Raw genomic sequence first — 14708 nt, forward strand, 5'->3', positions numbered from 1 at the left:
GGAATGGCGGCACTCTTGCTGGTAGGCGCCAGCGGCGCCCAAGCACAATCCTTTGACGTTTCAGACATTCGTGTGGAAGGACTGCAGCGGGTTTCCGCCGCCTCGGTCTTTAATGCGTTCCCGGTGAGCGCCAACGACCGTGTCGACGAGCAGCAGCTCGCCGCGGCCGCCCGTGACCTGTTCGCCACCGGTTTGTTCGAAGACGTCTCGTTGGCCCGGGAAGGCGATGTGCTGGTGATCCAAGTGGTCGAGCGCCCCACCATCGCGCGCTTGAACATCGAAGGTAACGACCAGATCTCTGATGAAGACCTGCGCAACGGGCTACGCCAGTCGGGTTTGTCGGAAGGGCAGGTCCTACAGCTCTCGACGCTCGAAGAGATCGAGCGTGAGCTCGAGGGCGTCTATCAATCCCAGGGGCGTTACAGCGCTAGCATCGACGTTAACGTCGAGGAGATCGACGAAGGCCGCGTTCAGGTCAACATCGATATCAACGAAGGCGAAGTGGCCAAGATCCGCCAGATCAATATCGTCGGTAACCAGGATTTCGACGATGAGACGCTGCGCGACGTCTTCGAGCTGAACGACCGCCCAGGGCGTATCTTTGGCTGGTTCTCCAAAGACGAGTACTCCCGCGAAGCGCTCTCTGGCGATATCGAGCGTCTGCGTTCGTTCTATTTGGATCGTGGCTACGTCAACTTCGATGTGACGTCGACCCAGGTATCGATTGGCCCCGAGAAGTCCGACATCTTCATTACGCTCAATGTCGATGAGGGCAGCCAGTACCGCGTAGGCGATATCCGCTTTGCCGGTGATTTGCAGATCAGCGAAAACGAAGCCCGCAACCTGCTCGAAATCAACAGCGGCGATATCTTCTCCCGTGGCGATGTCAACGCCTCGACGGAAGCGCTGCGCCAGCGTCTGGGCGCGGAAGGCTTCGCCTTTGCCGAGGTGCAGGGCATTCCTGAAGTGGCCGATGACGGTGAAACGGTCGATCTCGTGATTGCTGTGAATCCAGGTCAGCGCGCTTACGTGCGTCGAATCGAGTTCTACGGTAATACCACGACCCAGGACGAAGTATTGCGCCGCGAGATGATCCAGCTCGAAGGCGCACCGGCATCGACGGAGTCGATCACGCAGTCGCGTCAGCGTCTGGAGCGTTTGGGCTTCTTTAGCCAAGTGGAAGTCGACACGCAGCCGGTACCGGGTGAGCCCGATCTGCTGGACGTGACTTATAACGTGGAAGAGCAGCCCTCCGGTTCGGTCTCTGCAAGCGTCGGCTTCTCGCAGAGCGCGGGCGTGATTTACGGGGTCGGCCTGGCTCAAAACAACTTCCTTGGCACCGGTAACCGTGTCAACGTCGGCGCCCAACGCAGTGACACCTTCACCAGCGTCAACTTCGCCTTCACCGATCCTTACTGGACGCTGGACGGCATCTCTCGCGGGTACAACGTGTTCTACCGCGAAACCGACTACGCCGACTCCGATATCTCGACGTTCTCGACCGATGCCTACGGTGCCGGTATCAACTTCGGCTACCCCATCAGCGAGTTGTCTCGCCTGAACTTCGGTGCCAGCGTCGAAGACGTCACGGTGAAAACCTACTTCGACACTGCCTCGGAAATCCGCCGCTATGTGGAAGATGAAGGCGAAAATGCGCAAAGCCTGAAGTTGACCGCGAGCTGGACACGCAACAACCTGAACCGGGGCATCATGCCGACCGCCGGTAATTACCAGCGCGTCTCGTTGGAAACCGGCGTGCCGGGTAGCGATGCGGAGTACTACAAACTCCAGGCCCGCGCGCAGCAGCTCTTCCCGTTTAACGATGACGAAACCTGGGCGCTGAAGTTCAGCGGTAATTTGGGCTACGCCGATACGCTGGGCAGCAACGATCCCTACCCGTTCTACGAAAACTTCTATGCAGGCGGCCTGGGCTCGGTGCGTGGTTTTACCTCCAACACCTTGGGCGAGCGCACCACGCCCGCCCGTGAGGGTGGCCGTGACCGCACCTTGGGCGGTAACGTACTGGTAGAAGGCTCCGCCGAAGTGCTTTTCCCGATGCCGTTCGTCGAGAACCAGCGCTCGGTACAGCCCTCGCTGTTCTTGGATGCAGGTAACACCTTCCTGAGCTCGTGCTACGACGTGCTGGAAGCGGATGCAGGACGCCAGCAGTGCAGCTCGGGCGTTGACCTTGGCGATCTGCGCTACAGCGTGGGCGTTGGCCTCTCGTGGCTGACGCCGGTAGGCCCGCTGACCTTTAGCGTGGCTGAGCCGCTGAATGACGAAAGTGGTGATGATACGCAGTTCTTCCAGTTCTCGCTGGGTCAAACGTTCTAATTGAAGGAGTAACATCATGGTGCGTAAACTGACTGCTGCTGTGTGTCTATTAGGGGCGATGACCCTACCGGCGTATGCCGCTGAAGTTGCGGTACTGGACTGGCGTGCGGCGCTGATGAATACACAGTCGGCTCAATCTTCGCTGAGTCAGCTCGAAGGGCAAATCGGTAGCCAGCAGCGTGAAGCCGAGGCGCTGGGCGGCGAGTTACAGCAGTTGCAGACGCGTCTGCAGCAGGAAGGGGAGACCATGTCTCAATCGGAGCGCGAGTCGCTGATTGCCGAGCTGCAGCAGAAGGGCGGTCGCTTCGAGCAGCTGCGCCGTGAAGTGCTGCAAGCGCAACAGGCCTCCGAGCAGCAATTCTTGCAAGGGGCCGAAGCCAAACTGGAGCAGGCCGTCGAGCAAGTGCTCGAACGTCATAACATTGACGTCCTCGTAGAGCCGCAAGGTGTGCTGCACTCCTCGACGGATCTACCCAACGTGACCAACGAAGTCACCCAGATTTTCGATTCGCTGAACTAATTTAATGACCCTCGGTGCGGCTTGGCCGCACCACTGCTTCCTTGGGCTCCCATGACGCACGCTTCTTACACTCTCACCCTTGCGGACATCGCACGTCACCTCGGCGTTGATTTCGAAGGCGACGACCATCAGCCCATCCGCGGTTTGGCAACGCTCAAGGAAGCAGCGTCGGATCAGGTCGCGTTTCTTGCCAATCGCGCCTACTTGAAAGACTTGGCCACCACCCAGGCGGCGGCCGTGCTGCTGCACCCAGAGCATGGCAAGAACTGCCCGGTGCCGCGCTTGGAGATGGAAAACCCCTACTTGGGTTACGCCAAGCTCTCCCAGCTCTTCGATCCGCTGCCTGCGCGTGACGTGCCGGGCATTCACCCCACGGCTGTGGTCGCCGATGGCGTCATGCTGGGAGACGGTGTCTGCGTGCAAGCGAATGCAGTGATCGAGCCTGGCGTCGTGCTGGGCGATCGCGTGGTCGTTGGGGCAGGTAGCGTGATTGGCGCGGACTGCGTGATTGGCGATGACACGCGGCTGCACGCCAATGTGACCGTGTGTCACGGCGTCGTGATGGGCAAGCGCGTCATTCTTCAAAGCGGCTGCGTGATTGGCGGCGACGGCTTCGGTTTTGCCCACGATGGGGCTGGCTGGCACAAGATTGCTCAGCTGGGCGGCGTGGTGCTCGGCGATGATGTGGAAGTCGGAAGCTGTTCCAGTATCGACCGAGGCGCGTTGGGCGATACCGTAATTGGCAACGATGTCAAAATCGACAGCCAAGTGCAGATTGCGCACAACGTCACCATTGGTGACCATAGCGCGCTAGCTGGCTGTGTCGGCATTGCAGGCTCTACCAAAGTGGGTAAGCACTGCATGTTGGGCGGCGGCGTGGGACTCTCGGGCCACCTGACCATCTGCGATGGGGTGCAGGTCACAGGCATGAGTTTGGTCACCAACTCAATTCACGAACCGGGGGTGTACTCGTCGGGTACCGGTGCCATGAGCAACACCCAATGGCGCAAAAATGCAGTGCGCTTCAAGCAGCTCGACGATATCGCCAAGCGTTTGGCGCGGGTAGAAAAAAGCCAGCGTGAATCGTGAAGAAAGAAGGATTTCCTAAGGGAGTGGCTTGAGGCTTCATAGCAGCAGGTTATAATCCACTGCCTTTTTACCAGTAGGATTGCTGGTACGTGCCTGACACTGCTCAGGCCTTTCGTCATTTTAGAGGTCGTTACGATGGTTATGGATATCAACGAAATTCGCGAATACTTGCCCCACCGCTACCCGTTCTTGCTGGTGGATCGAGTCACGCAGTTAACCGTGGGCGAAACCATCGTTGCGTACAAAAACGTGAGCATCAATGAGCCGTTCTTCAACGGCCATTTTCCTCACCATCCCATCATGCCCGGCGTACTGGTCGTTGAAGCGCTAGCACAGGTATGCGGTATCCTTGGGTTCAAAACGGTCAACAAGCTGCCGGCCGACGGCTATGTCTATTACCTCGTAGGCAGCGACAACGTACGCTTCAAGCGTCCTGTCATGCCAGGTGACCAGCTAACGCTCGAAGCCAACGTCATTCGCGGCAAACGGGGCATTTGGAAGTTTGCCTGCCGTGCCACGGTCGACGGCGAGCTGGCCTGCGAAGCGGAAATCATTTGTGCCGAGAGGAAGGTGGCTTGATACATCCTACTGCTTTGGTCGACCCAGCGGCACGGCTTGCCGATGACGTCGAGGTTGGCCCGTTTAGCGTGATTGGGGCAGACGTTACGATTGGCGCAGGCTCGGTCATTGGCCCCCATGTGGTGGTGAAAGGCCCCACGATACTGGGGGAGCGCACGCGTATCTTCCAGTTCGCCTCGGTGGGCGAAGACTGCCAGGACAAGAAATACGCGGGCGAACCAACGCGTCTCGTGATGGGTGACGATAACGTGATCCGAGAGGGGGTCACGCTGCATCGTGGTACCGTGCAAGACCGCAGCGAGACCACTATCGGCTCGCGCAATCTGTTTATGGCATACGTACATGTCGGCCATGATTGTGTCATTGGTAACGACTGCATCTTGGCCAACCAAGTGACCTTGGCGGGTCACGTGACGCTGGGCGATCACGCCATTTTGGGCGGCTTGTCCGCCGTGCATCAGTTCTGTCACTTTGGGGAGCACGCCATGGCGGGCGGCGGCTCGATCATTACCAAAGACACGCCTGCCTACGTCATGATCAATGGTAATCCCGCAGAGGCGCGTGGCTTGAACTTGGTCGGCTTGAAGCGCCGCGGGTTTAGCCGTGAAGCGATCGCTGCGCTGACCTCCGCTTACAAGCTGGTGTATCGTCAAGGCTTGACCGTCGAACAAGCAGTCAGCGAAATGCGCAGCCGCTTCGATCTGCCGGAAGTCACGCAGTTTGCAGACTCCATTGAGCGCTCGACCCGCGGTATCGTTCGCTAACTCTTCTCTTAACCGGCTCTCCCGTCACTATGACACTGCAGCGCGTATACCTTGTGGCAGGCGAACTATCCGGCGATATCCTCGGTGCGGGACTGATGCAGGCGCTGCGCGCCCGCCATCCCCAGGTGGAGTTTCGCGGCATGGGCGGCCCTCGTATGGAGGCCCAAGGCTTGAAGAGCCGCTTTCCTCTCGAAACCCTTTCGGTGATGGGCTTGGTCGAGGTACTCAAGCACCTGCCCGAACTCATTCGTGTGCGCCGTACCCTGCGTGAAGAGGCGCTGGCTTGGCAGCCGGACATCATGATCGGCATCGACGCCCCCGACTTCAATATCGGCCTGGAGAAGCAACTTCGTGCCGCGGGTATCACGACGGCCCATTACGTGAGCCCATCGGTATGGGCGTGGCGTCAGGGGCGTGTGAAGAAAATCGCCAACGCGGTGGATGCCATGCTCACGCTGCTGCCTTTCGAGGCGGATTTCTACCATCGCCACCACGTTCCCGTGGCCTTCGTTGGTCATCCGTTGGCCGACGAACTGCCGCTGGAAAATGATCGCGAGGCGGCCCGCCGTGCGCTGGGCTTGGACCCGGGCGCACCGGTATTAGCGCTACTGCCCGGCTCTCGGCGGAACGAAGTTCGTTTCATGGGGGCCACCTTCTTGGAGGCGGTGATGCTGCTGTGCCAGCGCCACACGGAGTTGCAGGTGGTGATCCCTGCGGCCACCGCTCAGCGCTATACCGAGCTTGGCGCGCTGTTGGCAGGCTACCCCGCGTTGGCCCAGCGGATCACGCTGCTGGAGGGCCAAGCCCGCAAGGCGATGGTCGCCAGCGATGCGGTACTGCTGACCTCCGGTACGGCGGCGCTAGAGGCCATGCTGTGCCATCGCGCCATGCTGGTGGCGTATAAAATGGCACCCGCGACCCATTGGCTCGCCAAACGACTGGTGAAAACCCAGTGGATCTCGCTGCCGAATTTGATCGCTCAGGAGAGCGTGGTACCAGAGCTGATTCAGCACGCGGCGACGCCGGAGGCGATTGCCGAGCAGTTAGACCAGCGACTGAGCGATGCCGAGACGCGTCACGCACTAGAAGCGCGCTTTGCCTCGATGCATGCCACGTTGCAACGCACGGCCAGCGAGCGCGCCGCGCAGGCGATTACCGCTTTGGTTGCAGGCGAGCCGCTGGAGGCTAAATCGGATGCCGACTAAACCAGCCGACTTTCCACCGCTGGTGGTGGAGTATGCGGGGGATTTCCTGGCGGGGGTCGATGAAGTCGGTCGTGGGCCGTTGGTGGGGAGCGTCGTCGCCGCCGCCGTGATTCTGGACCCCAAGGCACCTATCGACGGCTTAACCGACTCCAAAAAGCTCACTGCCCGCAGGCGTGAGTCGTTGGATGTGCTCATTCGCGAGCGTGCCCTCGCGTTTGCCGTGGCAGAGGCGAGCGCAGAGGAGATCGACACGCTCAATATTTATCATGCAACGCATCTGGCCATGCGGCGCGCGGTGGATGCCCTACGTCCCCAGGCCGAGTACTTGCTGGTGGATGGCAATCGGCTGCCGGGGCATGCGCTGCCGGGGCAGGCCGTGGTGAAGGGTGACGCTCGTCATCCCGCGATTGCCGCCGCCTCGATTCTGGCCAAGGTGGCGCGGGATGCGCAAATGGCCGAGCTGGATCTGCGCTATCCTGAATACGGGTTTGCCCGCCACAAAGGGTACCCCACCAAGGAACACTTGGCGGCGCTGGAAGCCCACGGTGCACTGGCCGAGCACCGGAAGAGCTTCGCGCCCGTACAGCGCCAGTTAGCGCTGCTGTAGTCGCACACTTCATTTCATTTAGCGTTCAATGCTGAGAGTCCCATGACGGTTCCGTTCGTTCATCTTCGTTTGCACAGTGAATACTCTCTGGTCGATGGCTTGGTCAAACTCAAGTCACTGGTCAGCACGACCGCTGAGCGCGGGATGCCGGCGCTGGCGCTCACCGATGAAGCCAACCTGTTTGGTTTGGTCAAATTCTACAAAGCCGCCCAGGGCGCCGGGCTGAAGCCGATCATCGGTAGCGATCTCTGGCTCTCGAATCCCCATGATGAGGCGCACCCCTATCGCATCACGCTGTTGGCGATGAACGACGTGGGCTACCGTAACCTGACCGAACTGATCTCCAAAGGCTGGACCGACGGTCAGCGCCAGGGACGGGCGATCCTCGATAAACAGTGGGTATTGGCGCAGAGCGAAGGTCTGATTGCCCTGTCGGGCGGGCGTGAAGGCGAGATTGGCCGCCATCTGCTCTCCGAGCACGAGCGGGAAGCGCGCCAGCTGCTGGAAGAGTGGCAGCAGGCGTTTCCCGACCGCTTCTACCTGGAGCTCATCCGCACCGGCCGCCCTCTGGAAGAGCCCTGCGTACACGCTAGCGTTCAGTTGGCGATCGAGACCGGCACGCCGGTCGTCGCCACCAACGACGTGCGCTTTCTGGAGCGTGAGGATTTCTGGGCCCACGAAACCCGCGTCGCCATTGGTGAGGGTAAAGCCCTGGACGACCCGCGCCGCGAACGCCGCTATACCGAAGAGCAGTACCTCAAAAGCCCCGACGAGATGGCGGCGCTGTTTGCCGATATCCCCGAGGCGCTGGAAAACAGCGTGATGATCGCCGAGCGCTGCAGCGTCGATGTGCGTCTGGGAGAGATCTTCCTGCCCGAGTTCGGCATTCCCGAAGGCATGACCCAGGATGAGTTTTTTCGCAAGGTCTCCCACGATGGCCTAACGGAGCGGCTCGATTTTCTGTTTCCCGCCGAGCAGTACCCCAGAGACAGCGACGCGTTTCGCGAGATCGACCAGCGCTATCGCGACCGGCTGGAGTTCGAGCTCAACGTCATCATTCAGATGGGCTTCCCCGGCTACTTCCTGATCGTGATGGACTTTATCCAGTGGGCCAAGGACAACAACGTACCGGTGGGGCCAGGGCGTGGCTCCGGTGCGGGTTCACTAGTGGCCTACGCGCAGAAGATCACCGACCTCGACCCCATCGGCTACGATCTGCTGTTCGAGCGCTTTCTTAACCCTGAGCGTGTGTCCATGCCCGACTTCGACGTCGACTTCTGCATGGAGAAGCGCGACCGGGTCATCGAGTACGTGGCCGACCGCTACGGTCGTAACGCGGTCTCCCAGATCGTCACCTTCGGCACCATGGCGGCCAAAGCCGTGGTGCGCGACGTGGCCCGTGCCCAGGGCAAGCCCTACTCGCTGGGTGACAAGCTCTCCAAGCTGATCCCGTTCGAAGTGGGCATGACGCTGGCCAAGGCCATCGAGCAGGAGCCCGCGCTCAAAGAGTTCATCGAGAATGACGAAGAGGCCGAAGAGATCTGGGAAATGGCCCTGAAACTCGAGGGCACCACGCGGGGTACCGGTAAACACGCAGGGGGGGTGGTGATCGCTCCCACCAAACTCACCGACTTTTCGCCCCTGCTATGCGATGAAGACGGCGCGGGCTTGGTGGTGCAGTTCGATAAGAACGATATCGAAGACGCCGGCCTGGTCAAATTCGACTTCCTGGGCTTGCGTACCCTCACCATCATCGATTGGGCGCTTGAGATGGTGGACAAGGTGCGTGACGCTAACGGCCAGGGACCGCTCAATATCGACGCCATTCCCCTGGACGACGGCAAAACCTTCGAGATGCTCAAGCGGGCAGAAACCACGGCGGTCTTCCAGTTGGAATCCCGCGGTATGAAGGAGCTAATCAAGCGCCTGCTGCCCGACTCCCTGGACGATATGATCGCCTTGGTAGCCCTGTTCCGCCCCGGTCCATTGCAGTCGGGCATGGTGGATGACTTCATCAACCGGAAACATGGCCGGGCGGAAGTCTCTTATCCACACCCGGATTATCAGCACGACCTGTTGAAACCGGTGTTGACGCCTACCTACGGCATCATTCTCTACCAAGAGCAGGTCATGCAGATCGCCCAGGTCATGGCGGGGTACACCCTCGGGCAGGCCGACATGCTGCGCCGTGCCATGGGTAAGAAAAAGCCCGAAGAGATGGCCAAGCAGCGGGCAGGTTTCATGGAAGGGTGTGCCGCCAACGGCATCGACAAAGACTTGGCGGGCAATATCTTCGACTTGGTGGAGAAGTTTGCCGGTTACGGTTTCAACAAGTCGCACTCGGCGGCCTACGCGCTGGTGTCTTATCAAACCGCATGGCTCAAAGCTCACTACCCAGGGCCCTTCATGGCGGCGGTGATGTCCACCGAGATGGACAACCTGGACAAAGTGGTGCCGCTGATCGAAGAGTGTCGTCACTTGAAGCTGACGGTGACGCCACCGGATGTCAACGTCGGTGGCTACAAGTTCACCGTGGATACCGATGGGCGGGTGGTGTACGGCTTGGGCGCGATACGTGGCGTCGGGGAAGGCCCGATTGGCGCGATTGTGGAAGCGCGAAACGCGGACGGACCGTTCAAGGATCTGTTCGACTTCTGCCGCCGCATCGATCCGAAACGGATGAACAAGCGTACCCTGGAAGCGCTGATACGCTCTGGCGCGTTGGATAACCTGGGGCCTAACCGGGCGGTGCTGTTCGCGGCGATGGAAGATGCACTGAAGGCGGCAGCGCAAAATCACGCCAACCAGAACCTGGGCATGATGGACATGTTTGGCGATGCCTTCGTCGCCGAAGAAGAGGCCAGCGATGTTTACGCCGAGTATCGTCATGTGCGCGAATGGACGGACCGTGAGCGGCTCTCTGGTGAAAAAGACACCCTGGGGCTCTACCTGACCGGGCACCCCATCGACGAGTACGAACGCGAACTCAAGCGCTTCGTGTCGACGCGTATCAGCGATTTGAAACCCTCTCGGGAACCGCAGCGGGTAGCGGGTTTGGTGGTCGCCATGCGCACCATGAAGTCCAAACGTGGCGATACCATGGCATTCATCACCCTGGACGACCGCACCGGACGTATCGAAGCGTCGCTGTTTGGCGAACTTTTCGAGCAGCTACGCGGCCAAATCGAGTCGGATCAAGTGATCATCGTGGAGGGCGAAGTCTCCAGCGACGACTTTTCAGGTGGCCTACGGCTGCGCGGCAAAGACGTGACGCCGATGGTCACGGCCCGCGTGCGCTACGGCCAAGCCGTCGAGCTGGCGCTGGATGCCGGACAGATCAATGGCCGATTGGTCGAGAGCCTGCGAGATAGCTTGACCCCTTTTCGGGATGACACCGGACTCCCCGTGCGGTTGCAGTACCGTCATCCAGACGCGACCGCTTGGCTGGAGCTGGCCGAGGAGTGGAAGGTTGCGCCGAGCGATGATCTGCTGCTTGCGCTGCGTGATGTGCAAGGGCAGGTAGGCGTCCAGTTACGCTACCGTTAATCACCTAGCGTACGAGCGCCCCAGGGCGCTCGTACGGAATTGAGCGGGCATTGCCTTGCGTGGCAGGGTCAGGGTGCGATAATGGCGCCCAATATGCTCGTTTCGACAAGGCTTATTTTTTTATAGGCAGCTTACAGGCAGAGCCGATGAATCCTAACTATCTCGATTTTGAACAGCCCGTTGCCGAACTCCAGGCAAAAATTGAGGAGCTGCGTTTGGTGAGTTCTGACAGCCAAGTGAATCTCTCCGATGAGATTTCACGGCTGGAGGAGAAGAGCCGCAAGTTAACGGAATCCATCTTCAAAGACCTGACACCGTGGCAGGTGTCGCAGCTCTCGCGGCACCCCCAGCGTCCTTACACGCTGGACTACCTAGCGCACATCTTCACCGATTTCGACGAGCTGCACGGCGACCGTAACTTTGCCGACGATGCCGCTTTGGTCGGCGGGGTCGCCCGTTTGAACGACGCCCCGGTCATGGTGATTGGGCATCAGAAAGGTCGCGACGTGAAAGAGAAAGTGCGCCGTAATTTCGGCATGCCGCGTCCGGAAGGCTATCGCAAGGCCTGCCGTCTGATGGAGATGGCCGAGCGTTTCAAGATGCCGATCCTGACGTTCATCGACACCCCAGGGGCCTACCCGGGTATCGACGCCGAAGAGCGCGGCCAGTCGGAAGCGATTGCTTATAACTTGGCGGTCATGTCACGTTTGAAGACGCCGATCGTCTCCACCGTGGTAGGCGAGGGTGGCTCCGGTGGAGCGCTGGCGATCGGTGTGTGCGACGAGTTGCACATGCTGCAGTACTCGACCTACTCGGTGATTTCTCCGGAAGGCTGCGCCTCCATTTTGTGGAAGAGCGCCGAGAAAGCCTCTGACGCGGCTCAGGCCATGGGCATTACGGCCGAGCGTTTGAAGGAGCTGGGCTTCGTGGACTCGTTGATCAAAGAGCCGCTGGGCGGCGCTCATCGTCACCCGATCGATACCGCAGCGCGGGTTAAAGAAGCGCTGTCGGCCAGCCTCGAACGCCTGCAGGCGCTGGATAGCGACGCCCTGCTAGAGCGCCGCTATGCGCGGCTGATGAGCTATGGCGCCCCAGCCGCCTAAACGGCTGTTAGGCCTGCTCGAAGACGCCCTGGCGGAGACCCCGCCAGGGCGTTGCGTTTGGGTTGCCCTCTCCGGCGGCTTGGACTCCTCGTTGCTGCTGGCGCTGGCTGCCGAGGTGTGTCGCGGCAGCGGCAATAGACTGCGCGCGTTGCACGTCAATCACGGTCTTCAAGCCGCCTCCAATGACTTCGAAAGCCACTGTCAGCGGCTGTGCCAGCGCCTGGGCGTCCCACTCACCATCGAGCGTGTGGCCGTGGACGTCAAGGGAGACGGTGTGGAAGCCGCCGCCCGGCGTGCCCGCTACGCGGCCTTTGCGCTGCATGTGCCTGCGGGTGACACCCTATGGCTGGCGCAGCACCAGGACGATCAGGCAGAAACGCTGCTGCTGGCAGCGTTGCGGGGTAGCGGCATTCGTGGGCTGGCAGGCATGCCATTTCGACGGGAGTGGCAGGGCATCACGCTGCTGCGCCCGTGGCTTGGCGTCACGCGTCAAACCTTGGCCGATACGGCCCACGCGCTGTCGCTTGATTGGTGTGAAGACCCCAGCAATCGCGATATAGCATTCGATCGCAACCGCTTGCGCCATGAGATCCTGCCAACGCTGACCCAGCGCTGGCCAGGGGCGGTGCGCTCCCTGGCCCAAAGTGCAGGCTTGGCTGGTGAGGCCGATACGCTGCTCGCCAGCTACGCTGCCGATGAGCTGGCCGGACTCACGTTAGCGCCGGGCTGTCTCGACGCGTCGGCACTGATGGCGCTGCCACTACCCCGCCAGCGCCTGCTGGTGCGCACACTCTGCCAGCAATGCGGGCTGCCGACGCCTCCCCAGGCACGCTTGACCAGCCTGCTCGGCCAGCTCAGCGCTGCCCAGGATGCCCAGGTGCTCGTCGAGTGGTCCGGTGCCCAGGCGCGGGTATGGCGGCGCAGGCTGTATCTGATGGCGCCATTGGTTGCGCTGCCAAATTGGCAAACGCCGTGGAACGGCGCACCGGGGGTTTCAACGCCACTGGGGCCGCTGCAGCTGCGACTAGGCGTCGATGGCGACCGCACCGCCCCCGTCTTGCTGCGCTGGCGACAGGGCGGCGAGATGCTCGACCTGCCTGGGCGCGGTCGGCGTGATCTCAAACGCTGGCTGCAAGAGCAGGCGCTGCCACCCTGGGAGCGCAGGCGTTTGGTGATCGTCATGGCAGGAGAGCGCTGTCTAGGCGTGCTCCAACCGCCTGCCAAGGTACTTTGGCAGGCGGAGGGGGGCACGTTCGAGCACGAGTGTTAGGTCGGTATGTTCAAATGAAGCGTCAAACCTGCGTTGGTCATGAACGCCTGCTCCTGCTCTAAATCAGTGCTGAGCAGCGTTGGTTCATCGCTGGGGGGCAGCGTGATGGTCATCGTTTCACCTTGATGATCCACCGTGATCTCGGGCGGGATCGGCGCGCCTTCCGGGCGCGAGTGGTTGATCAAGACCGCGAGACGCAGCAGGCGCGCCAGTTTGACTGCGCTGGCCTGCTGGGACGCCGGCAGCGCTTGCCACTCTTTAATGGGGAATTTACGCCGATGGGCACGCACCAAAAACGCCAGCAACCGCTGCTCGGGGCGTGAAAATCCGGCTAGGTCGGAGTGCTCCAATAGATAAGCGCCGTGGCGATGAAACTGGCTATGGGAGATGGCCAGACCGATTTCATGCACATGGCTAGCCCACGTCAGATAGTGGCCCTGCTCGGCGGTCAACCCCCACGGCTTTTTAATCGCTTCGAACAGACGATTGGCCGTGTCGGCGACATTGTCCGCCTGGCGCGTATCGACGTCGTAGACCCGTTTGAGCATCTCCAGCGTATTGGAGCGGGTGTCTTCGGCGCTATTGCGTCCCGCCATGTCGTACAGGACTCCTTCACGCAGCGCGCCATCTGCAAAGCGCATCTGTTCGAGGTCGAACGCCTCGAAGATAGCGCTCAAGATGGCAATGCCTGCAGGGAAAACGCGCGCACGATCAGGCTTCAATCCCTCCAATTCCACTTTGTCGAGCTGTTTGCATTTGAGCAGCCGCTCGCGCAGCTTCTTGAGCCCGCTGCGTGTGATTACGCCTTCTTGTGGCGTGTCGCCATAAGCGAACAGGACGCTAGCGGCGGCCTTGATCGTGCCGCTGGAGCCAACGGGGTCGTCCCACCCCAGGCGCTGGTAGGGACGCTGTATATTGGCCAGCTCCGAGAGGGCCGCCAGCTCGGCGCGACGCATACGTTTTTCCGTCAGATCGCCATCGGCGAAAAAACGGCTGGTAAAGGTAACGCACCCCATGCGCAGACTCTCCAGCGCTTTGGGCTCGAAGGCTTCGCCAATAATGAATTCGGTAGAGCCACCGCCAATATCGACAATCAAGCGTCGGCCGCTTTCGGCCAGCGCGTGGGCGGCGCCCAGATAGATCAGACGGGCTTCTTCACGCCCGGCGATGATTTCGATGGCGTGGCCGAGCTGCGCCTCCGCTCGTTCGATGAACGTTTGGCTATTATGGGCGTCTCGCAGAGCGTTGGTCCCCACTATGCGCAGGTGAGACCCCTCAATATCGGTCAAAAACGGCGCAAATCGGCCCAGACAGTCGAGCGCGCGCTGCATGGCGGCTTCGCTGAGATAACCGTTTTCGTCGAGTCCTGCCGCCAGTTGGACCTTCTCGCCCAGGCGTGCCACGACTTGCAATCGTTCATTTTGGTAATTAGCCACCAGCAGGTGAAAGCTATTGGAGCCCAGGTCAATGGCGGCTAGGCGCTGCGGCTCGCCGCTCTCGAACTCGGCAGGGGCGGCGGCGATGGGGAGCGAAATGTCCTTGGGCATGAGCTATCCTTCAAATTGGCTATGCCAAGGTTGCTGCGACCTCTGACTATTGTCAATTGCCAAAGGCTTGCGTTTGTCGCGGGGCTTGACTACCATCGAGCTACTGGCTTGATCCGAGTTGGCTTGTTCGTCTAAACAAGCGCA

Annotated in this window: 11 protein-coding genes; 10 read left to right on the plus strand and 1 reads right to left on the minus strand. The window is 60.6% G+C overall.

Translation table 11 applies throughout. From position 1 onward, the window contains the following. The first annotated feature begins 3 nt into the window (after positions 1-3). The 10 genes from bamA to tilS all read left to right on the plus strand — a co-directional run bounded on the left by bamA (position 4) and on the right by tilS (position 13017). Positions 4-2334 (plus strand): outer membrane protein assembly factor BamA, encoded by a 2331-nt coding sequence (gene bamA, locus MHM85_RS06415; RefSeq protein ID WP_139528409.1) that lies wholly within the window; start codon positions 4-6, stop codon positions 2332-2334. Positions 2335-2353: 19 nt separating this feature from the next. Then, positions 2354-2854, plus strand: a complete 501-nt coding sequence (locus MHM85_RS06420; RefSeq protein WP_139528410.1) for an OmpH family outer membrane protein — start codon at positions 2354-2356, stop codon at positions 2852-2854. A gap of 51 nt (positions 2855-2905) precedes the next feature. Next, positions 2906-3943: a UDP-3-O-(3-hydroxymyristoyl)glucosamine N-acyltransferase gene (lpxD, locus tag MHM85_RS06425; RefSeq protein WP_219862701.1), complete on the plus strand. Its 1038-nt coding sequence runs from the start codon at positions 2906-2908 to the stop codon at positions 3941-3943. A gap of 135 nt (positions 3944-4078) precedes the next feature. Continuing rightward, complete coding sequence (fabZ, locus tag MHM85_RS06430; protein WP_044629712.1) at positions 4079-4522, plus strand: 3-hydroxyacyl-ACP dehydratase FabZ; 444 nt, start codon at positions 4079-4081, stop codon at positions 4520-4522. Further along, positions 4519-5286 carry an acyl-ACP--UDP-N-acetylglucosamine O-acyltransferase gene (gene lpxA, locus MHM85_RS06435; RefSeq protein WP_153843453.1) on the plus strand — a complete coding sequence of 256 codons (768 nt, stop codon included), beginning with the start codon at positions 4519-4521 and terminating at the stop codon, positions 5284-5286. The genes fabZ and lpxA overlap by 4 nt, the downstream gene beginning before the upstream one ends. A gap of 29 nt (positions 5287-5315) precedes the next feature. Then, positions 5316-6491 carry a lipid-A-disaccharide synthase gene (gene lpxB / locus MHM85_RS06440; RefSeq protein ID WP_219862703.1) on the plus strand — a complete coding sequence of 392 codons (1176 nt, stop codon included), beginning with the start codon at positions 5316-5318 and terminating at the stop codon, positions 6489-6491. Continuing rightward, entirely contained in the window at positions 6481-7098 is a 618-nt protein-coding gene (rnhB, locus tag MHM85_RS06445; RefSeq protein WP_219862705.1) for a ribonuclease HII, read from the plus strand. The genes lpxB and rnhB overlap by 11 nt, the downstream gene beginning before the upstream one ends. A gap of 42 nt (positions 7099-7140) precedes the next feature. After that, positions 7141-10644 carry a DNA polymerase III subunit alpha gene (gene dnaE, locus MHM85_RS06450; protein WP_219862707.1) on the plus strand — a complete coding sequence of 1168 codons (3504 nt, stop codon included), beginning with the start codon at positions 7141-7143 and terminating at the stop codon, positions 10642-10644. 146 nt (positions 10645-10790) lie between these two features. Beyond that, positions 10791-11747, plus strand: a complete 957-nt coding sequence (gene accA / locus MHM85_RS06455) for an acetyl-CoA carboxylase carboxyl transferase subunit alpha (protein WP_139528328.1) — start codon at positions 10791-10793, stop codon at positions 11745-11747. Beyond that, positions 11728-13017: a tRNA lysidine(34) synthetase TilS gene (gene tilS, locus MHM85_RS06460; protein WP_239285341.1), complete on the plus strand. Its 1290-nt coding sequence runs from the start codon at positions 11728-11730 to the stop codon at positions 13015-13017. Before accA ends, tilS begins: the two co-directional genes overlap by 20 nt. Here tilS and ppx read toward each other — a convergent pair. Then, on the minus strand, positions 13014-14564 hold the full coding sequence (gene ppx, locus MHM85_RS06465; protein WP_139528330.1) for an exopolyphosphatase: 1551 nt from the start codon (positions 14562-14564) through the stop codon (positions 13014-13016). The two genes, tilS and ppx, sit on opposite strands and share 4 nt — an antisense overlap. Positions 14565-14708 lie beyond the last annotated feature (144 nt).

This window comes from Halomonas sp. McD50-4 (assembly GCF_022348135.1).
Lineage (GTDB): Bacteria > Pseudomonadota > Gammaproteobacteria > Pseudomonadales > Halomonadaceae > Vreelandella > Vreelandella piezotolerans.

Excerpts from the sequence above, each read along its gene's own strand:
- tilS (WP_239285341.1), top strand. The coding sequence starts at position 11,728 with ATGGCGCCCCAGCCGCCTAAACGGCTGTTAGGCCTGCTCGAAGACGCC.
- ppx (WP_139528330.1), bottom strand. The coding sequence starts at position 14,564 with ATGCCCAAGGACATTTCGCTCCCCATCGCCGCCGCCCCTGCCGAGTTC.
- bamA (WP_139528409.1), top strand. The coding sequence starts at position 4 with ATGGCGGCACTCTTGCTGGTAGGCGCCAGCGGCGCCCAAGCACAATCC.
- lpxB (WP_219862703.1), top strand. The coding sequence starts at position 5,316 with ATGACACTGCAGCGCGTATACCTTGTGGCAGGCGAACTATCCGGCGAT.
- dnaE (WP_219862707.1), top strand. The coding sequence starts at position 7,141 with ATGACGGTTCCGTTCGTTCATCTTCGTTTGCACAGTGAATACTCTCTG.
- lpxD (WP_219862701.1), top strand. The coding sequence starts at position 2,906 with ATGACGCACGCTTCTTACACTCTCACCCTTGCGGACATCGCACGTCAC.
- accA (WP_139528328.1), top strand. The coding sequence starts at position 10,791 with ATGAATCCTAACTATCTCGATTTTGAACAGCCCGTTGCCGAACTCCAG.
- rnhB (WP_219862705.1), top strand. The coding sequence starts at position 6,481 with ATGCCGACTAAACCAGCCGACTTTCCACCGCTGGTGGTGGAGTATGCG.
- fabZ (WP_044629712.1), top strand. The coding sequence starts at position 4,079 with ATGGTTATGGATATCAACGAAATTCGCGAATACTTGCCCCACCGCTAC.